The following is a 20,553-nucleotide window of genomic DNA, read 5'->3' as shown; positions in this document are numbered from 1 at the left end:
TGTGCTCAGCGCGTCCGACGGAACTTCTCGGCGGCCTGATGCAGAAGCCGGTTCGCGTCCCTGAGGCGGACACCCACCTCGTACAGGGCGGGTGAGGTCTCGGTCTCCGGCAGTTGTCCGTTGAGCGTGTTACTGAGGGCGAGCCGGTAGCCGAGGAGGCACTGCTGCTCATGCTCGAGCGGTTTCCGGAGCGTTTTGGGGGGACGGACGAGGAAGTCGTCGAGTCGTGCCGATAGGTCGGCCAGCTCGGTCAGGGAGCCCGACTTGCCGGCCTTGACGGCCTTCTCGACCGCCTGCGTGACCTCCTTGATCGGCGTCGCGTCTTCTCGGTCGTGCTTTCGGCGTTGGACCGCGAGGATCGCGAACGCCCCGATGATCGCGGCGCCGATGACGGCGACGATCTCCCACCCTGTACTGCTCACGCTGTACCCCCGTGGCCGCCGGTGGCAATCCGGCAATCTTCGTGCCCGCCACGCGCTTCTGGCATGGAGGGACAGCCCGTTCACCGTGCGGCTCGGCCTGTGCAGGTGATCCTAGTCCAAACTGCGGGGGCCAGTGTGATTATCGGAGGCTACTGTGGAAGGCAATTTCTAAGGATCCTGCCGCCTCCAAGGGCCGTCATGACGAAGTGCGGGGATATTAGATCTTCAACTGCGGGGATCTCCCAGGTCAGAGGCCGGACGGCCGTAGCGGACCCACTGGAAGCGCGGTGATGTCGGGTCGCCGAGCGCGGCGGCGGTCTTGCTCCCGTTGTCCTTGACACCGCCTGCGAGGGAGAAGGCCCCGGTGGAGGTCTCCTTGCCGGCTGTGCCCTCCCAATAGGTCGGGCTCTTGGCCCACTTCACGTCGGCCAGCAGCTTCATGAGGTCGTCCGGTGTGAGGGCGTCGTAGCCGACCTTGCTCCAGGAGGTGGCGCGGTGGGCGACGGCGCCGAGTGCGGCGAACACGGCCGGGGACGCGATCACTGTGTTGTGGCGGTCACCGAGGGCGGCGGCGAAGGTCGAGAGGATCCTGTTCAGGAGGTCGTTGATCTCCTTCGTGGCCACGTCCCGCGTGCAGCCCTCGGGCAGTTCGGAGATGGGCCCGCTCGTCTTCTCGAAGCCGGCTTTGCCGAAGATCGCCGTGATGACGAAAGACCGCAGTGTCGACAGGGTCATCCACTCGGTGTCGGCGGCTTTCAGCTGCCGCTGCCGTACGGACACCATGTCACCCAGTGGCACCAGCTCGCCGTTGCCTGCCGGATCGGGCACCTGGATGCTCTCCAGGAGGTCGAGAGTGATGCTCGTCGCCACGTTCGAGGAGTCGGAGCTGAGGGCGACGTTCTTGTTGGGGACGACGCCGAGCAGGTTCCTGTCGTGGAAGATCTGACGCGCGGCCACGAGGTCGATTCCGTGGTAGATCTCGACACCGACCGACCGGGCGTGGATCTGCTGGGCGGTCAGGCCGTAGGCAGCCGGATCGTCCCGGAGGATGAAGTGGGCGAGGTGCTGCGTCTCGGCGTCCATGAGTACGCCGGTGGTGTCGTACGGGAGGTAGGCGATCGTGTCGAATCCCAGCAGACTCTGGGCCTGGACCGTTTCCAAGGGGCTCTGGATCCAGAGGGCGAAGGGCGGGGTGGCCCATCGTTCGCCGCGCTCGCCGAGGATGACCGCTGCCAGGTACTTGGCGTAGTCCTTGGCGTTCAGGGCCTTCTTCGTGGCCTTGATGGTGCGCTGGACCTCATTGCGGGCTTCGGCCTGCTCGCGTTCGGGGGTGGAGAGGTACTTCATGGCCTGGGGCTGCTCGGCCCGACGGGGGTCGGGAACGATCCGGGCCAGCTGACCCCAGGGCATGGTGGCCATCAGGCGGGTCCGGCTGAGCTGAAGGATGCGGACCGGGTCGCCGAGACCTCGATCCAGCTCGGTCACGTACTGCGTCGTCTGGTTGTCCACTGCTGCCCCCGTCGTTCTGAGATGTCCCGGTGTTCTCCAGGACTGCGCACCGGTCGAGCATAACGAACTGCGGGGGGTGCTTAAGGGTGCTTTGTCATCCCCGTACTTCGGTCTCGGCTCAGTTCTGGCGGGTGCGGGGGGTGCGGAGGAGGGTGGCGGTGAGGGTGAGGGCCGTCAGGAGGAGGGCGGCGCCGACGGCGAAGGCCAGGTGGTAGCCGCCGGTGAGGGCTTCGGGGAGGGACCGGCCCGCTTCGGTCAGGGTTTCGGTGCGGGAGGCGGCCAGGGTGGACAGGACCGCGACGCCCAGGGCCATCCCGATCTGCTGGGTGGTGTTGAACAGGCCCGAGGCGAGCCCGGCGTCGGCGCCGCCCGCCGCGGACATTCCGAGCGTGGTCAGCGCGGGCAGGGCCAGGCCGAAGCCGGAGGCCAGCAGCATCACGGGCAGCAGGTCGGTGACGTAGTCGGCCCGCACCGGCAGCCGGGTCAGCAGCCCGAGTCCGATCACCAGCATGCCGAGGCCCGTGAGCAGGACGGCCCGCTCGCCGAAGCGGGCGCCCAGGCGGGCGGAGGCGCCGAGCGAGACGGCGCCGATGGCGAGGGCGGCGGGGAGCATCGCGAGACCGGTCTCGGCGGCGCCGTAGCCCAGGACCCGCTGGAGGTGGAGGGCCAGCACGATCTGGAAGGAGAACAGCGCGGCCACCATCAGCATCTGGACCAGGTTCGCGCCGACCACGGTGCGCGAGCGCAGGATCCGCAGGGGCATCAGCGGGGTGCCGGCCTTGGCCTGGCGGGCGACGAATCCGGCGAGCAGGGCCAGGGAGAGCGCCCCGAGGCCGAGGGTGTGCGCGGAGGTCCAGCCGTACCGCTCCACCTGTACGACGGCGTAGATGCCGGTCATCAGCCCGACGGTGACCAGGGAGGCGCCGAGTACGTCGGCCCCCGCGCGCAGTCCGAGTCCCCGGTCGGAGGGGAGTGCGGGCAGGGCCACCAGTAGGGCGGCGAGGCCGATGGGGAGGTTGATGAAGAAGATCCAGTGCCAGTCGAGCGCGTCGGTGAGGATCCCGCCCAGCACCTGCCCCAGGGAGGCTCCGGCGGCTCCGGTGAAGGAGAACACGGCGATGGCGCGGGCCCGTTCGCGGGGTTCGGCGAAGAGGGTGACCAGGATGCCGAGGCCGACGGCGGAGGCCATCGCGCTGCCGACGCCCTGAAGGAAGCGGGCGGCGATCAGGACGCCGGGTGAGGTGGCGATGCCGGCGAGCAGCGAGGCGGCGGTGAAGACGGCGGTGCCCGCGAGGAACATCCGCTTGCGGCCGATCAGGTCGCCCAGTCGGCCGGCGAGCAGGAGCAGGCTGCCGAAGGCGATCAGGTAGGCGTTCACGACCCAGCTGAGGCCGGCGGGCGTGAAGCCCAGGTCGTTCTGGATGGCCGGCATGGCCACGGTGACGATGCTGCCGTCGAGGACAGTCATCAGCATGGCGGTGGACAGGACGGCGAGGGCGGTGCCGCGTGAGCGCAGGGCGCCGGCGCCGCGTGCGGCGGAGGGTGCCGAGGGTGCCGAGGGCACCGAGGGTGCTGAAGGGGCGGGTGCGGTGCGGCTGGCTGCGGACATGGGTCTCTCCGGTCATCGGGAGGCAGGGCGTCGTCTGATCGGCAACTGGTGTGACCGTAGCAGATGGTTTCGTTGCAGACTATTTTCTTCGGATCGAATTGCTAGACTGGGGACATGACTGCGATGGCGCCCGCTCAGACCCGGCCAGACCTCTCCTTCCTCTTGGACCACACCAGCCACGTCCTGCGCACGCGCATGGCCGCCGCGCTGGGCGAGATCGGGCTGACCGCCCGGATGCACTGCGTCCTCGTCCACGCCCTGGAGGAGGAGCGCACACAGGTGCAGCTCGCCGAGATCGGCGACATGGACAAGACGACGATGGTCGTGACGGTGGACGCCCTGGAGAAGGCCGGACTCGCCGAGCGGCGCCCTTCGAGCACCGACCGCAGGGCCCGGATCATCGCCGTCACCGAGAAGGGGGCGGCCCTGGCGGTGGAGAGCACCCGGATCGTCGACGGGGTGCACGCCGACGCCCTCGGTTCCCTTCCGGCGCCCGCGCGCGAGGCGCTGCTGCACGCGCTGGAGCTGCTCGCGGGGGGCGGCCTGGCGGAGCCGTCCGAGAGCCCACGACCGGCGCGCCGGGCCCGCCAGTAGCGGGCGACGGGGGCCGCGCCCGACCGGCTCGTGAACGTCCCTCGGATGGTCCCGTCACTGGGCCGGTGGGCGTGCCGTGGTCGAGAGTGGGAGCAGGGACCGTACCCAGGGGGCAACACCACGCCGGAGGCGTACGCACATGGGACTCTTCGATTTCCTGAGGTCCGACGAGAAGAAGAAGGAACACGAGGCCGCCGAGAAGGCGAAGGAGCAGGTGGAGCAGCAGGCGGCTCCGTCCGCGTCCGGGCCGTCCACCGCGCCGCGCACGCCCGCCGACGCGGGCACGAAGTACGCCGACGCGGCCGAGGCCACCAAGGCGGCCGCCGATCGGATGGCCGCCGCCGCGCCACCGGCCGCGGCGCCCAAGATCACCCCGCCGCCGCCCAAGCCGATGCAGGCGGCTCCGAAGCCGCCGTCCGCGCCTCCCCGGCCGGCCGGGGCGGCCCCGAGCCCGGGCTCGGCCGCGCACAAGGCCGTACCGGTGCCGCCCAAGCACGCCCCGGTCGCCGGGAAGCGCACGTACACGGTGAAGCCGGGGGACTCGCTGTCGGCCATCGCCCGCCACGAGCTGGGCAACGAGGGGCGCTGGCGTGAGCTGTACGCGATGAACAGGGGGGTCATCGGCGGCAACCCGAACATGATCCACCCGGGGCAGGTCCTGACCCTGCCGAGCTGATCGCCGGCTCCCCGGACACGACACGACGAAGGGCCCGGATCTCCGAGAACGGGATCCGGGCCCTTCGTCGCGCGCCGTGCGTCAGAGCTGCTGCTTGCCGCCGTCGGAGCCGTTGTGGCCGGAGCCCGAACCGGAGCCCGTCTCGCGCTCCTTGTCGGCCAGCTCGTCGTCGAAGCCGGCCGGCTCCGCGTCACGCGCCGACAGCTCGGTGGCGAGCGGCGGCTCCACGAGCCAGTCCGGGTTCGACTGACGGTCCCACCACTTCCAGGCCGCGTACGCGCCGATCGCGAGTACGCCGATCAGCGCGACGCCCTTCGCGGCCCGGCCGCAGCGCTCCCGGCGCTCGTGTCGCCGTACGATCCGGCGCACATCCTTCGCCGACACCTGCCCGCGCAGCGCGGCGACGGCCGCCGTGGAGCGGGAGGCGGCCTCCTCGGCGACGGGAGTGGCGGCCGCGACGGCGCTCTCGAAGCGCGGCTGCGTGTAGTCGGCGGCCTGGCGGGCGGCCCTGCGCGTGCGGCAGACCGCCTCGCCGGCGGCCCGGTCCAGGGTCGGCGGCACGTGCGCGCGGGCCGCCTGCATCATCGGATGCAGATGGGAGTCGTAGGCCGCACGCGCCTGGTTCGAGGCCTGGTTCGCGGCGTACGACACCTTCGGTGTCAGCCGTTCGTTCGCCTCGTGCGCGTAGTGCACGGCCGCGTCCCTGGCGGTCTCTGCGTACGGCGCCACCGCTTCCGCTGCGTGCCTCACGGTGTCCTTGGCGCTCTCGGCGGCCAGGCGCACGCTGTCCTTGCGGGTCACAGGATCCTCCTCCTCGGTGGCGGACACAGTTCACCTTTCCACCCTTTGTCGGATCATGCCTGCCACAGGGCCGCCGGGCATGCGCGACAGGGCATACGGGTGGAGGATTTCTGTGCCGGACTGCCCTCCGTGGGAGGATCGGCACCGACAGTGATGACTATGGAAGGCATGCCCGTGGCCCAGAAGCTCTACGCCACCCTGAAGACCAACCAGGGCGACATCGAGATCGAGCTCCTGAAGAATTTCGCCCCGAAGACCGTACGGAACTTCGTGGAGCTCGCCACGGGAGCCCGCGAGTGGACCCGCCCGACGGACGGCCAGAAGACCACGGCACCGCTCTACGACGGCACCGTCTTCCACCGCGTCATCAGCGGCTTCATGATCCAGGGCGGAGATCCGCTGGGGAACGGCACGGGCGGCCCGGGCTACCAGTTCGCCGACGAGTTCCACCCCGACCTGGCCTTCACCAAGTCCTACCTGCTCGCGATGGCCAACGCCGGACCGGGCACCAACGGCTCCCAGTTCTTCATCACGGTCGCGCCCACCGCGTGGCTGACCCGCAAGCACACCATCTTCGGCGAGGTCACCGACGCGGAGAGCCGCAAGGTCGTGGACCGGATCGCCGCGGGCGCCACCAACCCGCGCACCGAGCGGCCCGTCGACGACGTGATCATCCAGTCGGTCACCGTCGAAGAGCGCTGAGCCCCCGGTCCCGGTCCCGGTCCGGGGCCTTCGGGAACCTTTGCGCCCCGCCCGTCCGTCCTGGATACATCCGTGGTGGACGCGTGGTCGGTCCACACACGGGACCGGCGGGGGATCCTCCCCTGCCTCGCCGCCGATCGAGGGGACCGATGGACACCGACCGCCTGCCGGGCTGCTACCGCCACCCGGACCGCGACACGGGGATCAGCTGCACCCGTTGCGAGCGTCCCATCTGCCCCGAGTGCATGATCAGCGCCTCGGTCGGCTTCCAGTGCCCCGATTGCGTCCGGGAGGGGTCCGGCACCGGGCACGCCCCCGCGGCGAACGCGCCGCGGACCCTCGCGGGCGGGATGGTGGCCGGTGATCCGCAGCTCGTCACCAAGATCCTCATCGGGATCAACGTGGCCGTGTTCCTCGCCACCTACGCCGTCCACGGGCTGGCCGTGCAGCTGGAGCTGCTCGGCCGCTACGTCGAGTACTTCGGGGCCCCCGTCGAAGGGGTCTCCACCGGCCAGTACCACCGCTTGCTGACCTCGGTGTTCCTGCACGTGGAGTGGTGGCACATCTTCGGCAACATGTTCGCCCTGTGGGTGATCGGCGGCCCGCTGGAGGCGGCCCTGGGACGGGTCCGCTACCTCGCGCTGTACCTGATCTCCGGGCTGGGCGGCAGCGCCCTCGTCTACCTGCTGACCGAGCCGAACACGCCGACCCTGGGCGCCTCGGGCGCCATCTGCGGGCTGCTCGGCGCCACCGTGGTCCTGGCCCGCCGGCTGCGCTACGAGATGCGGCCCGTGCTGATCACGCTCGGGCTGATGCTGCTGATCACCTTCGTACCGTTCGGGGGCGGCTTGTCGGTGTCCTGGCAGGCCCACATCGGGGGCCTGGTGAGCGGTGCCCTGGTGGCCCTGGGACTGCTGGCCCCCGCCTCGGGGCGGAAGCGGACCCTGCTCCAGGTCGGGAGCTGCGTGGCGGTGTTCCTGCTGGCGGCAGCGGTGATCGCGGTCCGTACGGTCGCACTCACCTGATCACACCGGCGTCAACTCTCCACAGAGTTATCCACAGATCTTCTGTCTTTTCCTCAGGTGTGGATGACGCTGTGGATAACTCTTGGGGAGAGCTTGCGTTCCGCCGCTGTTTGCGCACTGTCCGTGCGCGATTCAGCGGCCGTCCGACAGCCGTCAGGCCGTCGGAGAGCCGCCGAACGGGTGTCGGACCGGTCCTACTTCCACTGCGTGGAGACGCCGAACCCGGCCGCGATGAAGCCGAAACCGACCACGATGTTCCAGTTGCCCAGTGCCTCCAAGGGCAGCTGGGTATCGGTCACGTAGAAGACGACGATCCACGCGAGGCCGATCAGGAAGAACGCCAGCATGACCGGGGCGACCCAGCTGCGGTTCGTCAGCTTGATCGCCTGCGCCTGCTTCGTCGGCGGCGGCGTGTAGTCGTCCTTCTTGCGGATACGTGACTTCGGCACGAGGGGCTCTCCTGTCGATGCGCTGGGGACCTGGCCTGCCCCGGGCGTCCGTTAGCGTAGTGGACCTGTGGCGTTGAAGGAGAAGGGTACGTTGAGCAATTCCGACGACTCCTCCGTGGGTCCCCGTCGCCGGGCCAGACCGGTCAGGCTGCTGACCGCTGCCGTCTTCGCCCTGGCCGGTCTGATCTTCGTCACCAGTTTCAACACGTCCAAGGGTACGAACATCCGGACGGACACCTCGCTCCTCAAGCTGTCCGACCTGATCCACGAGCGCAGCGCCGGCAACGCCGAGCTGGAGAAGAGCACCGCCCTCGCGCGCTCCCAGGTCGACGCCCTCGCCGACCGCGACGACGGCAGCACCAAGGCCCAGGACGCCCGCCTGAACGCCCTGCGCAAGGCCTCGGGCACCGAGGAACTCAGCGGCAAGGGCCTCAGCGTCACGCTCAACGACGCCCCGCCCAACGCGACCGCCCGCGTCCCCGGGGTCCCCGAACCGCAGCCCAACGACCTCGTCATCCACCAGCAGGACCTCCAGGCCGTGGTCAACGCCCTCTGGCTCGGTGGCGCCCAGGGCATCGAGGTCATGGGCCAACGCCTGATCTCCACCAGCGCCGTCCGCTGCGTGGGCAACACCCTGATCCTCCAGGGCCGGGTCTACTCGCCCCCTTACAAGGTTTCCGCCGTCGGCGACCCGGGCGCGTTGCGCAAGGCGCTCGCCGCCTCCCCCGCCCTGCAGAACTACCAGCTCTACGTCAACGCCTACGGGCTGGGCTGGAAAGTGGAGGAGGACAAGAGGCTGACACTCCCGGGCTACTCCGGCACAGTGGACCTCCACTATGCGAAGCCGCTGGAGTCCGCCGCGCCCTGACCTCGTACTGCGCCTGGCGGTACGGACGTTCAGCGAGGTGTGCCTGACGGTCGGGACGCTCATCGTCCTGTTCGTGGTCTACGTACTCCTGTGGACCGGGGTCAAGGCCGACCGCGCCATGGACGAGGAGCGGGCCCGCCTGCGCGAGCACTGGGCCGCCGCGGCGCCCGCCGGCGCCCCCGACCCGCGTCCGAGCGCCCCGGCTCCCCAGCGGGCCACCCCGGCCCCCGAACCGCCCCCCTACCCGGCCGGTCGGGCCTTCGCCGAGATGTACGTTCCCCGCTTCGGCGCCGACTGGAGCAAGCCCGTCCTCGAAGGCACCGGCACCGACCTGCTGAAGAAGGGCCTGGGTCACTACCCCGGCTCGGCCCGCCCGGGAGGCGAGGGGAACTTCGCGGTGGCCGGGCACCGGCGCACCTACGGTGACCCCTTCAAGGACGTCCCCGAGCTGCGCCCGGGGGACGCCGTGATCGTCCGCGTCGCGGGCACGTCGTACACGTACACCGTCCGCGCGGCGCCCCTGCGCACCCTGCCCACCGAGACCGGGGTGGTCGACCCCGTGCCGAAGCGCTCCCCCTTCACCACGCCCGGCAGGTACCTGACGCTGACCACCTGCGAACCGGAGTGGGGCCACAGCCACCGGCTGATCGTCTGGGCCGAGCTCACGGACACCCGACCCGTCTGATTGCCCACGTGACCCCCGCCGCCGGGCCCCGGGCCTTTAGGCTGTTGCGGTACCGCTCCCGCGGTGCGCAGAGCGAAAGGGACGCGGACGCAATGTACGGCTGGATCTGGCGGCAGCTGCCCGGCAACGCGTGGGTACGCGCGCTGATCTCACTCGTACTGGTCCTGGCGGTGGTCTTCGTACTCTTCCAGTACGTCTTCCCCTGGGCCGAGCCGCTCCTGCCGTTCAACGACGTGACGGTGGACGAGGGATCGGGAGCCACTCCGTGAGCGCGCGCATTCTGGTTGTCGACAACTACGACAGCTTTGTCTTCAATCTGGTCCAGTACCTCTATCAGCTCGGTGCCGAGTGCGAGGTGCTGCGCAACGACGAGGTCGAACTCGCCCACGCCCAGGACGGTTTCGACGGCGTGCTCCTCTCGCCCGGACCGGGCACCCCCGAGGAGGCGGGCGTCTGTGTCGACATGGTCCGTCACTGCGCCGCGACCGCCGTCCCCGTCTTCGGCGTCTGCCTCGGCATGCAGTCGATGGCCGTGGCGTACGGAGGCGTCGTGGGCCGGGCCCCCGAGCTGCTGCACGGCAAGACCTCCCCCGTGCTCCACGGGGGCCTGGGCGTCTTCGCCGGACTGCCCTCGCCCTTCACCGCGACCCGCTACCACTCCCTCGCGGCCGAGCCCCTGACCCTCCCCGACGTGCTGGAGGTCACCGCCCGCACCGAGGACGGGATCATCATGGGCCTGCGGCACCGGGAGCACGACGTGGAGGGCGTGCAGTTCCACCCCGAGTCGGTGCTGACCGAATGGGGCCACCGGATGCTCGCGAACTGGCTCGTGCGCTGCGGTGACGCCGACGCCGTGGAGCGGTCGGTGGGGCTCGCTCCGGTGGTGGGCAAGGCCGTCGCGTGACGACGGTCGCGCCGTCCGCGCCCAGCGAGGGCCGGGCCGCGCGGCGCAGGGCGGCGCAGGAGGCCGCGAAACGCTCGCACGGGCGGGCCCGCAAGAGGGGCGGGCGGGGCCGACGGCGAGCCCGCCCGCGCTCGGGCGGCCCGGTCGTGGTGCTGAGCCGGGCGGCCGGTGAACTGTTCATCACCCTCGGCCTGGTGATGCTGCTGTTCGTCGCCTACCAGCTCTGGTACACGAACCTGCTCGCGGAGCGCGCGGCCAACGGGGCCGCCGGCTCGCTGCGCCAGACCTGGGAGCAGGCACCCGCAGCGGGCGGCTCCGCCGCTCCCCCGGTGGCCGCCTTCGAACCCGGGCAGGGATTCGCGATCCTCTACATCCCCAAGCTGGACCTGAAGGTGCCGGTGGCGGAGGGGATCAGCAAGCCCAAGGTGCTCGACAAGGGGATGGTCGGCCACTACGGGGAGGGCGCGCTCAAGACGGCCATGCCGGCCGACAAGCAGGGCAACTTCGCCCTGGCCGGGCACCGCAACACCCACGGCGAGCCGTTCCGCTACATCAACCGTCTCGTGCCCGGGGACCGGGTCGTGGTCGAGACCCGCGACGCCTACTACACGTACGAGATGACCTCCACGCTGGCGCAGACGCCCCCGACGAACGTCGCGGTGATCAAGCCGGTGCCCGACGGCTCCGGCTTCACCGGACCCGGCCGGTACATCACGCTGACGACCTGCACTCCCGAGTTCACGAGCACCTACCGGATGATCGTATGGGGCAGGATGGTCGACGAACGCCCCCGCAGTCAAGGTGCTCCGCCCGCGCTGACCAGCCCGTAAGGACGAACCCGCAGTGTCTCGTGCCCGCCGTCGCAGCCGCTCCGCTCCGCCGACCGCCGACCGCAGTGCGCTGGCCGGGTGCCTGAGCCTGCTCGGGGAGTTCCTGATCACGGTGGGCCTGGTCCTGGGCCTTTTCGTGGCGTACTCGCTGTGGTGGACGAACGTCCTCGCCGACCGACAGGCCGCCTCCCGGGGCGACCAGATCCGCCGGCAGTGGTCCGCTGCCCCCGGCCCCTCGGCGAGCGCTTCCGCCGGGCCCGGTGCCCTCGACACCAAGGACGGCATCGGCTTCCTGCACGTGCCCGCCATGAAGAACGGCGAGGTGCTGGTGAAGCCGGGCACGGCCCCGGACGTCCTGAACGACGGCGTGGCCGGCTACTACACCGAGCCCGTGAAGTCGGCGCTGCCCTCGGACGAGAAGGGCAACTTCACCCTGGCCGCGCACCGCGACGGGCACGGAGCGAAGTTCCACAACATCGACAAGGTGAAGAGCGGCGACGCGGTGGTCTTCGAGACCCGCGACACCTGGTACGTCTACAAGGTCTTCGCCGAGCTGCGCCAGACCTCGAAGTACAACGTGGACGTGATCAACCCCGTCCCCAAGGAGTCCGGCAAGACGGCCGCCGGGCGCTACATCACCCTCACGACCTGCACCCCGGTCTACACCTCGAAGTACCGCTACGTGGTCTGGGGCGAGCTGGTGCGGACGGAGAAGGTGGACGAGAAGCGCACCCTGCCCGCCGAGCTGCGCTGAACCGAGGCGTGCCGGCATCCGGGATCCGGGGTGCCGATCGAAGCCGTGTTTCACGTGAAACAGGCCCGACCCCCGCGTGGGGGTCGGGCCTGTTTCACGTGAAACGTCGCTAGCGGCCTCCGAGGCCTCCGAAGAAGCCTCCTCCGCCGTTGTTGTTGCCGCCGTTCTGGTTCGGCCCCGGATTCGGCGTGGTGGTGACGTTGACGACGGTGCCGGCGGGCAGCGGCGAGCCGACCGTCGGGTTGGAGGACGTCACGAGCGCGTTCTCGTCCGTCGGGCCCGACAGGACCGCGCCGAAGGTGAGGTTGGCCCGCTTCAGGTCGTCCTTGGCCTGGGCGACCGTCCGGCCGGCCAGCAGGGGCACCGCCGTCGGCGCGGCCGCCGCCTTGGCGAGGCTCACGTTGACCGCGGTGCCCTTGGCGAGCTCCTCGCCGGGCTTGTACTGCTGCGCCACGACCGATCCGGCCACGGCCCCCGGGGAGTCCACGTCGGTGGTGCTGCCGAGCTTCAGGTTGGCCTCGCTGAGGGCCTTGCTCGCCGCGGCCTTGTCCAGCCCGGTGAGGGTCGGTACGACGCCCTTGGCGGCCTCCTTGGCCACGCTGAGGGTGATCGTCGAGCCCTTCTCCGCCTCGGTGCCGGCCTTGGGGTCCTGGTCGAGGACGATGCCGGGGGTCGCTTCGGACTCCACGAGCTTCTTCGTGACCTGGAAGTTCTTGGCCTTGAGCGCGGTCTCGGCCTCGTCGTACGGGATCCGCATGACGTCGATGACCTTGACCTTGGGCGCACCCGAGGACACCTTGACCGTGACGGTCGAGCCCTTGTCGGCGGTCGCGCCGGCGGCCGGGTTCTGCGAACAGATCCGACCCTTGGGCTGGTCGTCGCAGGGTTCGTCGGCTTCCTTCTCGACCTTGAGGTCGACCCTGCCGGCCCTCTGTTGGGCCGAGTCCAGGGTGTCACCGACGAACTTGGGCACGGTGGGGCTGTTGTCGGTCCCCTCGAAGAGGGTGCGGCCGATGAGGATCGCGCCGACCAGCACGAGTACGCCGGCCAGCACGAGCAGGACCGTGGAGGCCCGGCTCTTCTTCTGCTGACGGCGGCCGTGGCCCTGGTCGTAGCCCCCGTGGCCCTGGTCCCCGTACCCGTAGCCGTCGTTGCCGCCCGGAGGCATCGGCGGGAGCATCGAGGTCTGGCCGGAGTCGGACGAGCGCAGGGCGGTGGTGGGCTGGTCGTAGCCCTGGTGCCCGTAGCCGTTCTGGTCGGGGTAGCCGTAGCCCGCGGCGCCCATGGAGGCGGTCGCGGCGACCGGCTGGCCGTCGAGGCAGGCCTCGATGTCGGCCCGCATCTCGTCCGCCGACTGGTAGCGGTAGTCGGGGTCCTTGACCAGGGCCTTGAGGACGATGGCGTCCATCACGGGCGTGATCTCGGGGTCGAAGTTCGAGGGGGGCTGGGGCTCCTCGCGCACGTGCTGGTAGGCGACCGCCACCGGGGAGTCCCCGACGAACGGCGGCCGGACGCAGAGGAGCTCGTAGAGCAGGCAGCCCGCGGAGTAGAGGTCGGAGCGCGCGTCGACCTGCTCGCCCTTGGCCTGCTCCGGGGAGAGGTACTGGGCGGTGCCGATCACGGCGGCCGTCTGCGTCATCGTCATGCCGGAGTCGCCCATGGCGCGGGCGATGCCGAAGTCCATGACCTTGACCTGTCCGGTCCGGGTGAGCATGACGTTGGCGGGCTTGATGTCGCGGTGCACGATGCCGGCCCGGTGCGAGTACTCCAGGGCCTGGAGGACGCCGATGCACATCTCCAGGGTGCGCTCGGGCAGCAGCTTGCGGCCGGAGTGCAGGAGCTCGCGCAGGGTGGATCCGTCGACGTACTCCATCACGATGTACGGGATGGAGATGTTGTCGACGTAGTCCTCGCCGGTGTCGTAGACGGCGACGATCGCGGGGTGGTTGAGCGATGCGGCCGACTGGGCCTCGCGGCGGAACCGGGCCTGGAAGGACGGGTCGCGGGCGAGGTCGGCGCGCAAGGTCTTGACGGCGACGGTACGGCCGAGCCGGGTGTCGTGACCGAGGTAGACCTCGGCCATGCCACCACGGCCGAGCACGTGGCTCAGCTCGTACCGGCCGCCGAGGCGACGCGGCTCTTCCATAACGTTTGCAGCCCTCTCCGTCAGTCCCGACCGCACCGGTGTGTGGTCCGGCGGTGTGCTGTTCGCGCAAAGGCTACCGGCCGATCGTCAGTGATCGGTTCGTGACCACAGGCTGATATCGGACCGGTACCGAGCGCTCGGATCCTGTCTTCCCGTCTCATCCCTTGTTGTTGAGGACGGCCTCCATGACCGCCTTCGCGACGGGGCCGGCCAGGCCGCCACCGGTGATGTCCTCGCGGTCGGCGTCGCTGTCCTCGATGACGACGGCGACGGCCACGGGGGAGCCCTTGTCGGTCTTGGCGTAGGAGATGAACCAGGCGTAGGGGCGCTTGGCGTTCTTCTCGCCGTGCTGGGCCGTACCGGTCTTGCCGCCGACGGTGACGCCCTTGATCTTGGCCTTCGCGCCGGTGCCGTTGTCGCTCTCGACGACGTTGACCATCATCTGCTGCAGCTTCTGGGCGTTCGCCGCCGACAGCGGACGGCTCATCTCCTGCGGCTCGTGCTTCTCGATGACGTCGAGGTTGGGCGCGGTCAGCTGGTCGACCATGTACGGCTTCATCAGCTTGCCGTCGTTGGCGACCGCGGCGGCCACCATGGCCATCTGGAGCGGGGTGGCGGCGGTGTTGAACTGGCCGATCGCGGAGAGCGAGTTCCCGGGCCGGTCCATGTTCTTGTCGTAGACGCTGGCGAAGGCCCGGACCGGGGTGTCGATCTTGTCGTTGTTGAAGCCGAACTTCTCCGCCGTCTCCAACATGTTCGCCTTCGTGACCTTGTCGGCGACGTTGGCGAACACGGAGTTGCAGGACACCTGGAGGGCGAAGTTCAGGCTCGCCTTCTCGCAGCCCTTGGCGTGGTTGACCATCGGGGTCCGGGTGGTCGGCAGGAGGAAGGGCTCCGGAGTGTCCGTCGGGGCGTCGATGTCGGTGACGACCCCGTGCTCCAGGGCGGCGGCGGCCGTGACGACCTTGAAGGTGGAGCCCGGCGGGTAGGTCTCGCGCAGGGCGCGGTTGACCAGGTTCTTGTCCTCGTTGTCCTTGAGGGAGACCCAGGCCTTCTCGTCGTCCTTGGAGTTGCCGGCGAAGCTGGAGGGGTCGTACGAGGGGGTGCTGACCAGGGCCAGGATGGCGCCGGTGCGCGGGTCGATCGCCGCGACCGCGCCCTTCTTGTCGCCGAGGCCCTTGAAGGCGGCCTTCTGGGCGGCCGCGTTCAGGGTGGTGACGACGTTGCCGCCCTGCTTCTTCTCACCGGTGAACATGCCGATGGTGCGGTCGAAGAACAGCCGGTCGTCGTTGCCGGTGAGGATGCCGTCGTCGAGGGACTCCAGCTGGGTGGAGCCGAAGGCCTGCGAGGCGTAGCCGGTGACGGGAGCCCACAGGGGCCCGTCCAGGTACGTCCGCTTGTACTTGTAGTCGCTGCCGTCCGTCACCGCGGACCCGGTGATCGGCTGGCCCCCGACGATGATGTTGCCCCGCTCCGTGGCGTACTGGGCGATCTGGACCCGGCGGTTCTCCTTGCGGGTGCTGAGTTCCTCGGCCTGGACGTACTGCAGCCAGTTGGTCCGGATCAGCAGCGCGAGGACGAGCAGCCCGCAGAACAGCGAGATACGACGCAGGGGCTTGTTCATGACGGGCGGACCACCTGGGTCATTTCGGAGTCGGAGGACGGGGCGGGGGCCGGGGCAGGTCGGCGTGCGGTGTCGCTGATCCGGATCAGGATGGCGATGAGCACCCAGTTCGCGAGGACGGAGGAACCGCCCGAGGCGAGGAAGGGCATGGTCATGCCGGTGAGGGGGATGAGGCCCATGACGCCGCCGGCGACGACGAAGATCTGCAGCGCGAAGGCGCCGGAGAGGCCGATGGCGAAGAGCTTGCCGAAGGGGTCGCGGGCGGCGAGGGCGGTGCGCACGCCCCGCTCGATGATCAGGCCGTAGAGCAGCAGGAAGGCCATGACACCGGTCAGTCCGAGTTCCTCGCCCACGGTGGCGAAGATGAAGTCGGAGTTGGCCGCGAAGCCGATGAGGTCGGAGTTGCCCTGGCCCCAGCCGGTGCCGAGCACCCCGCCGGAACCGAAGCTCATGATCGACTGTCCGACCTGCTCGCAGGCGCCGGACTTGCTGTAGCAGCCGAAGGGGTCGAGCCAGGCGTTCACACGGGCCTGCACGTGGCTGGCGGTGGCGCCCACGACCACGGCGCCGCCGACCGACATCAACAGGCCGATGACGATCCAGCTGGTCCGCTCGGTGGCCACGTACAGCATGATCACGAACATGCCGAAGAACAGCAGCGAGGTGCCGAGGTCGTTCTCGAAGACGAGGACGAGCAGGCTCATCGCCCAGATCATCAGGATCGGGCCGAGGTCGCGGCCGCGCGGCAGGTAGAGGCCCATGAAGCGGCGGCTGGCGAGGGCCAGGGCGTCGCGCTTGACCATCAGGTAGCCGGCGAAGAACACCGCGATGACGATCTTCGCGAACTCACCGGGCTGGATGGAGAATCCGCCGACGCTGATCCAGATCTTGGCACCGAACACGTCCGCGCCCAGGCCCGGGATGACGGGCAGGATCAGCAGGACCAGCGAGGCGGCCATGGAGATGTACGTGAACCGCTGGAGCACGCGGTGGTCCTTGAGGACCAGCAGCACGCCGGCGAACAGGGCGATGGCCAGGGCCGTGTACATCATCTGCCGCGGCGCGGACTCCGAGAACGTGCCGAAGCTGCGCTTGGCGAGGTTCTGGAGGCGCTCGGACTGGTCCAGGCGCCAGATCAGGACCAGGCCCAGGCCGTTGAGCAGGATGGCGATCGGCAGCAGCAGCGGGTCGGCGTACTTCGCGTAGCGGCGCACGACGAAGTGCGCGACGCCGGCGAGGACGCCCAGGCCGAGGCCGTACGTGAGCATGCCCGGGGGCAGCTTGCCGTCGATCGCCAGGCCTGCGTTGGCGTAGGCGAACATCGGGATGACCACGGCGAAGGCGAGCAGCAGGAGCTCGGTGTTCCGCCGGCTCGGCGCCTCGATGGCGCCGATGGTGGTCGTGTTGGTGACAACGCTCATGGTGTGACGGGCCCCCTGTGCCCGCGTGTGTCTACTGCTTTTCGCACTGGCCGACGACAGCTTGCTCCGCGGGAGTCAGGCTGGGGCCGGGCGTCTGTGGGTTCTGCGCCTGCGCGGCACGAGTGGCCTCGTCCTTCTTGCAGGCGGAGACCTGGGTGCCGAGCTCGTCGGTCTTCTGGCGGGCTCCGTCGAGGCTGGTCTCGCTGATGGTGGCCTCGACCTGCTTGCGCTTGAAGGACGGCAGGTACTTCAGTTCGATGTCGGGGTGGTCCGTCTCCACCTGTGAGAGGTGGATCCAGGCGAGGTTCTGGCTGATGCCGCGGTACAGCGCGACGTGCTCGCCCTTGACCCCGATGTAGAACTGCGTCTGCGTCCAGCGGTGGCCCGCGTAGAGGCCTCCGCCGACGACACCGGCCACCAGCAGCAGGATGAGCGTGCGGGTGGTCCACTTGCGCCCTTTGCTGCGGCGCCGGCGGGGGTGGTCGTACGTGTCCTCGTACTGCGGGTCGGCATCGTAGGCCTCGGGTTCGCCGAAGCTGCCGTACGCACCGCCGCCCTGGCTCTGGTCGGGGTATCCGTAGCCGGGGCTCTCGCCGCTGCCGGGGGGCCCGAAGGAGCCGGCGGGCGGCGCGGCCTGGCGGCCGAGCCCGGAGGCGCGGCCGGCCGGGGTCTGCATGGCGTTGCCGCCGTCGAAGAGCTGGTGCTGGTTCTCGGCGACCGCGCCGACGACGACGGGGGTGTCGTTGACCTGGGCGGCGAGGGTGTCCCCGCTGTCCGTGTCGAGGACGTCGGCGACGATGCAGGTGATGTTGTCGGGTCCGCCGCCGCGCAGGGCGAGCTGGATCAGCGACTGCACCGTCTCGCGGGGGCCGTGGTAGTCGGCGAGGGTCTCTTCGAGGGTCTGGTGGGAGACCACGCCGGAGAGGCCGTCGGAACAGATGAGGTAGCGGTCGCCGGCACGGACCTCGCGGATGGAGAGGTCGGGCTCGACGATGTCGCCACTGCCGAGCGCCCGCATGAGCAGTGAGCGCTGCGGGTGGGTGGTGGCTTCCTCTTCGGTGATCCGGCCCTCGTCGACGAGCCGCTGCACCCAGGTGTGGTCCTGGGTGATCTGCGTCAGGACGCCGTCGCGCAACAGGTACGCGCGGGAGTCGCCAACGTGGACGAGTCCGAGGCGCTGGCCGGTCCACAGCAGGGCGGTGAGCGTGGTGCCCATGCCTTCGAGCTGGGGGTCCTCCTCGACCATGACGCGCAGCTGGTCGTTGGCGCGCTGCACTGCCGTGGCGAGGGAGGTGAGGATGTCGGAGCCCGGGACGTCGTCGTCGAGCTGCACCAGGGTCGAGATCACCTCGGAGCTGGCGACCTCGCCGGCGGCTTGGCCGCCCATGCCGTCGGCGATGGCGAGGAGGCGGGGACCGGCGTAGCCGGAGTCCTCGTTGCCCTCGCGGATCATCCCCTTGTGCGATCCGGCGGCGAACCGCAGGGACAGACTCATGCGCACCTGCCCTGTCGACGCCTCGGGGTACAACCGGTCTCGAGCCACACTGCCCACCCTCCGGTCGGGAGCGCGCTCGGGTCCGTGTCCCCGGTGGGACGGACCGCCGCGGCTCGCTCGCTCCGCTCGCTCATTCTCGTACTACTTCCGCAGCTCGATGACGGTCTTGCCGATGCGGATCGGGGCGCCCGGCGGAATGGGCGTCGGGGTGGTCAGCCGGGTCCGGTCGAGATACGTGCCGTTGGTGGACCCGAGATCCTCGACGATCCACTGGCCGTCACGGTCGGGGTAGATCCTGGCATGCCTGCTGGAGGCGTAGTCGTCGTCCAGCACGATCGTGGAGTCGTGTGCCCGGCCCAGCGTGATCGTCTGCCCGGCGAGGGCGACCGTGGTGCCCGTGAGGGTGCCTTCGGAGACGACGAGCTTGGTGGGCGCACCCCTGCGCTGGCGCTGCTGGGGCGGCGCGCTCTGCCGCCCCGTCTGCTGTTGCTGGGGTGCGTTGTTGGCAGCGGCGCCGCGGCGGGAGCCGCGTTGCGTGACTCTCGTTCCGAAGAGATCGCTGCGGATGACCTGAACGGCCACGATGACGAACAGCCACAGAACGGCCAGGAAACCCAACCGCATGACCGTCAGGGTCAGCTCTGACATTGCCCCCGCTTCACCCTTCGGCTTGCCGGTAAATGATGGTGGTGCTGCCCACGACGATCCGCGAGCCGTCGCGGAGCGTAGCGCGGGTGGTGTGCTGCCCGTCCACCACGATGCCGTTGGTGGACCCGAGATCCTGGATCGTCGGGGGTGTTCCGGTCCGGATCTCACAGTGCCGGCGCGATACGCCGGGGTCGTCGATCCGCACATCGGCCTCGGTGCTTCGGCCGAGTACGAGCGTGGGGCGCGAGATCTGGTGGCGGGTGCCGTTGATCTCGATCCACCGGCGCATGGTGCCGGGGGCGCCGGGAGGTACGGGTGCGCCGCCGCCGGGAGGACCCGGAGGCGGTCCCGCGGGCATCGGCGGAGCGGCTGCCGGCGGATAGCCGTAGCCGCCCTGCTGCTGTCCCTGCGGGGCCTGCGGCGCGGATTGGGAGGTGCTGGAGGCAAGGGTACGGCTGCGAACCCGGTAGAGACCGGTGTCGAGGTCGTCCGCCTTCTCCAGGTGGACCTTGATGGGTCCCATGAAGCTGTAGCGCTGCTGCTTGGCGTAGTCGCGGACGAGGCCCGCGAGTTCGTCACCGAGCTGGCCGGAGTAGGGACTCAGGCGCTCGTAGTCGCCGGCGCTCAGCTCCACGATGAAGTCGTTGGGCACGACGGTCCGCTCGCGGTTCCAGATGGTCGCGTTGTTGTCGCATTCCCGCTGGAGGGCGCCGGCGATCTCCACCGGCTGGACCTCGGACTTGAAGACCTTGGCGAAGGTGCCGTTCACCAGACCTTCGAGTCGCTGCTCGAACCGCTTCATGACTCCCATGGGGCACCTCCTCCGTCGTTGTCGCCCTGTACTGCTTACTGATCGTATCCACGCGTGGCGGATTCGGCTGGTTCCCCTTCGGTCCCGTGCCGAGGAGTGTTGGTCCTCACAAGGGATCGTAGGGGCGCTCCAGGGACAGTGTCCCGCACCCGGAGCACGGTGCGGGAGGGGCGGGTCCGGACGCACTGCGGGTGCCCGGGGAAAGGGATGTGATTCCACCCCGCCCACCGTGCTAATCTTTCGACGTCGCCAGGGGAACGGCCCGAAAGGGAAGAACCGCTGGTTAGCTGCTCGGGCGAGTGGCGGAACGGCAGACGCGCTGGCTTCAGGTGCCAGTGTCCTTCGGGACGTGGGGGTTCAAATCCCCCCTCGCCCACAGAATGAAGAACCCCCGATTCGGAGAGATCCGAATCGGGGGTTCTTTGTTGTATTCCGGGTTGATCTCGACTATCGCGGCTATCCCGGACAAATGTGACGAATTCGAAGAGGCCTTCGGCGACGCCGCCGAGCCGCCGTCCGACTTTCGTTGACGGGGGCGCGACGAAAGAGGGCGGCCCCGGCCCGGGGGCGGTGTCTAGGG

Annotated in this window: 20 protein-coding genes, 1 tRNA gene and 1 pseudogene; 11 read left to right on the top strand and 11 right to left on the bottom strand. The window is 69.7% G+C overall.

Annotated features, from left to right (window positions below):
* Positions 1–5: 5 nt before the first annotated feature.
* The 3 genes from ACIOD1_RS18405 to ACIOD1_RS18395 form a co-directional block, all read right to left on the bottom strand.
* Positions 6–422, bottom strand: a complete 417-nt coding sequence (locus ACIOD1_RS18405) for a hypothetical protein (protein ID WP_401903346.1) — start codon at positions 420–422, stop codon at positions 6–8.
* 225 nt (positions 423–647) lie between these two features.
* Positions 648–1,931 carry a DNA sulfur modification protein DndB gene (locus ACIOD1_RS18400; protein WP_401903343.1) on the bottom strand — a complete coding sequence of 428 codons (1,284 nt, stop codon included), beginning with the start codon at positions 1,929–1,931 and terminating at the stop codon, positions 648–650.
* A 118-nt stretch (positions 1,932–2,049) separates the two neighbouring features.
* Complete coding sequence (locus ACIOD1_RS18395; protein ID WP_401903340.1) at positions 2,050–3,540, bottom strand: MFS transporter; 1,491 nt, start codon at positions 3,538–3,540, stop codon at positions 2,050–2,052.
* 114 nt (positions 3,541–3,654) lie between these two features.
* On the opposite strand from ACIOD1_RS18395, the gene ACIOD1_RS18390 reads away from it, so the two are divergent.
* On the top strand, positions 3,655–4,134 hold the full coding sequence (locus ACIOD1_RS18390; protein WP_365616104.1) for a MarR family winged helix-turn-helix transcriptional regulator: 480 nt from the start codon (positions 3,655–3,657) through the stop codon (positions 4,132–4,134).
* Between the two features lie 139 nt (positions 4,135–4,273).
* Positions 4,274–4,810 carry a LysM peptidoglycan-binding domain-containing protein gene (locus tag ACIOD1_RS18385; RefSeq protein WP_401903337.1) on the top strand — a complete coding sequence of 179 codons (537 nt, stop codon included), beginning with the start codon at positions 4,274–4,276 and terminating at the stop codon, positions 4,808–4,810.
* 81 nt (positions 4,811–4,891) lie between these two features.
* Here ACIOD1_RS18385 and ACIOD1_RS18380 read toward each other — a convergent pair whose 3' ends face one another.
* Positions 4,892–5,611 carry a DUF5324 family protein gene (locus ACIOD1_RS18380; protein WP_401903334.1) on the bottom strand — a complete coding sequence of 240 codons (720 nt, stop codon included), beginning with the start codon at positions 5,609–5,611 and terminating at the stop codon, positions 4,892–4,894.
* 174 nt (positions 5,612–5,785) lie between these two features.
* Here ACIOD1_RS18380 and ACIOD1_RS18375 point away from each other — a divergent pair, with 174 nt between their 5' ends.
* Both ACIOD1_RS18375 and ACIOD1_RS18370 read left to right on the top strand, forming a co-directional pair.
* On the top strand, positions 5,786–6,313 hold the full coding sequence (locus ACIOD1_RS18375) for a peptidylprolyl isomerase (RefSeq protein ID WP_365616221.1): 528 nt from the start codon (positions 5,786–5,788) through the stop codon (positions 6,311–6,313).
* 149 nt (positions 6,314–6,462) lie between these two features.
* Complete coding sequence (locus tag ACIOD1_RS18370) at positions 6,463–7,338, top strand: rhomboid family intramembrane serine protease (protein ID WP_365616098.1); 876 nt, start codon at positions 6,463–6,465, stop codon at positions 7,336–7,338.
* Between the two features lie 194 nt (positions 7,339–7,532).
* Here ACIOD1_RS18370 and crgA read toward each other — a convergent pair whose 3' ends face one another.
* Positions 7,533–7,787: a cell division protein CrgA gene (crgA, locus tag ACIOD1_RS18365; protein WP_365616096.1), complete on the bottom strand. Its 255-nt coding sequence runs from the start codon at positions 7,785–7,787 to the stop codon at positions 7,533–7,535.
* Positions 7,788–7,878: 91 nt separating this feature from the next.
* Between crgA and ACIOD1_RS18360 the strand changes: the two genes are divergently transcribed.
* The 6 genes and pseudogenes from ACIOD1_RS18360 to ACIOD1_RS18335 all read left to right on the top strand — a co-directional run bounded on the left by ACIOD1_RS18360 (position 7,879) and on the right by ACIOD1_RS18335 (position 11,828).
* Positions 7,879–8,655 carry a DUF881 domain-containing protein gene (locus ACIOD1_RS18360; RefSeq protein WP_365616094.1) on the top strand — a complete coding sequence of 259 codons (777 nt, stop codon included), beginning with the start codon at positions 7,879–7,881 and terminating at the stop codon, positions 8,653–8,655.
* Entirely contained in the window at positions 8,624–9,340 is a 717-nt protein-coding gene (locus ACIOD1_RS18355) for a class E sortase (protein WP_401903331.1), read from the top strand. The genes ACIOD1_RS18360 and ACIOD1_RS18355 overlap by 32 nt, the downstream gene beginning before the upstream one ends.
* Positions 9,341–9,432: 92 nt before the next feature.
* Positions 9,433–9,609, top strand: a complete 177-nt coding sequence (locus ACIOD1_RS18350) for a hypothetical protein (protein WP_365616091.1) — start codon at positions 9,433–9,435, stop codon at positions 9,607–9,609.
* Complete coding sequence (locus ACIOD1_RS18345; RefSeq protein ID WP_365616089.1) at positions 9,606–10,244, top strand: aminodeoxychorismate/anthranilate synthase component II; 639 nt, start codon at positions 9,606–9,608, stop codon at positions 10,242–10,244. Before ACIOD1_RS18350 ends, ACIOD1_RS18345 begins: the two co-directional genes overlap by 4 nt.
* Positions 10,187–11,074, top strand: a pseudogene (locus ACIOD1_RS18340) (class E sortase); the annotation flags it as partial. The gene ACIOD1_RS18345 and the pseudogene ACIOD1_RS18340, both read left to right, overlap by 58 nt.
* 13 nt (positions 11,075–11,087) lie before the next feature.
* Positions 11,088–11,828 (top strand): class E sortase, encoded by a 741-nt coding sequence (locus ACIOD1_RS18335; RefSeq protein ID WP_365616087.1) that lies wholly within the window; start codon positions 11,088–11,090, stop codon positions 11,826–11,828.
* A gap of 109 nt (positions 11,829–11,937) precedes the next feature.
* Here ACIOD1_RS18335 and pknB read toward each other — a convergent pair whose 3' ends face one another.
* The 6 genes from pknB to ACIOD1_RS18305 form a co-directional block, all read right to left on the bottom strand.
* A complete protein-coding gene (pknB, locus tag ACIOD1_RS18330; RefSeq protein ID WP_365616084.1) occupies positions 11,938–13,974 on the bottom strand; it encodes a Stk1 family PASTA domain-containing Ser/Thr kinase in 2,037 nt (678 codons plus the stop codon).
* Between the two features lie 157 nt (positions 13,975–14,131).
* Positions 14,132–15,598 carry a penicillin-binding transpeptidase domain-containing protein gene (locus ACIOD1_RS18325; protein ID WP_365616081.1) on the bottom strand — a complete coding sequence of 489 codons (1,467 nt, stop codon included), beginning with the start codon at positions 15,596–15,598 and terminating at the stop codon, positions 14,132–14,134.
* A complete protein-coding gene (locus ACIOD1_RS18320; RefSeq protein ID WP_365616078.1) occupies positions 15,595–17,019 on the bottom strand; it encodes an FtsW/RodA/SpoVE family cell cycle protein in 1,425 nt (474 codons plus the stop codon). The genes ACIOD1_RS18325 and ACIOD1_RS18320 overlap by 4 nt, the downstream gene beginning before the upstream one ends.
* Positions 17,020–17,050: 31 nt before the next feature.
* Positions 17,051–18,514 carry a PP2C family serine/threonine-protein phosphatase gene (locus tag ACIOD1_RS18315; RefSeq protein ID WP_365616071.1) on the bottom strand — a complete coding sequence of 488 codons (1,464 nt, stop codon included), beginning with the start codon at positions 18,512–18,514 and terminating at the stop codon, positions 17,051–17,053.
* A gap of 141 nt (positions 18,515–18,655) precedes the next feature.
* The gene (locus tag ACIOD1_RS18310; protein WP_365616068.1) at positions 18,656–19,162 is read right to left on the bottom strand and encodes an FHA domain-containing protein; all 507 of its coding nucleotides are present in this window, start codon (positions 19,160–19,162) and stop codon (positions 18,656–18,658) included.
* Between the two features lie 10 nt (positions 19,163–19,172).
* Positions 19,173–19,973 (bottom strand): DUF3662 and FHA domain-containing protein, encoded by an 801-nt coding sequence (locus ACIOD1_RS18305; RefSeq protein WP_365616065.1) that lies wholly within the window; start codon positions 19,971–19,973, stop codon positions 19,173–19,175.
* Positions 19,974–20,266: 293 nt separating this feature from the next.
* On the opposite strand from ACIOD1_RS18305, the gene ACIOD1_RS18300 reads away from it, so the two are divergent.
* Positions 20,267–20,349: transfer RNA gene (locus ACIOD1_RS18300), tRNA-Leu, on the top strand.
* Positions 20,350–20,553 lie beyond the last annotated feature (204 nt).

It is taken from the genome of Streptomyces sp. NPDC088097, assembly GCF_044741845.1.
Classification (GTDB): domain Bacteria; phylum Actinomycetota; class Actinomycetes; order Streptomycetales; family Streptomycetaceae; genus Streptomyces.
Note: the sequence above shows the minus strand (reverse complement) of the source record. Positions and strands in the feature narration are given on the sequence as shown.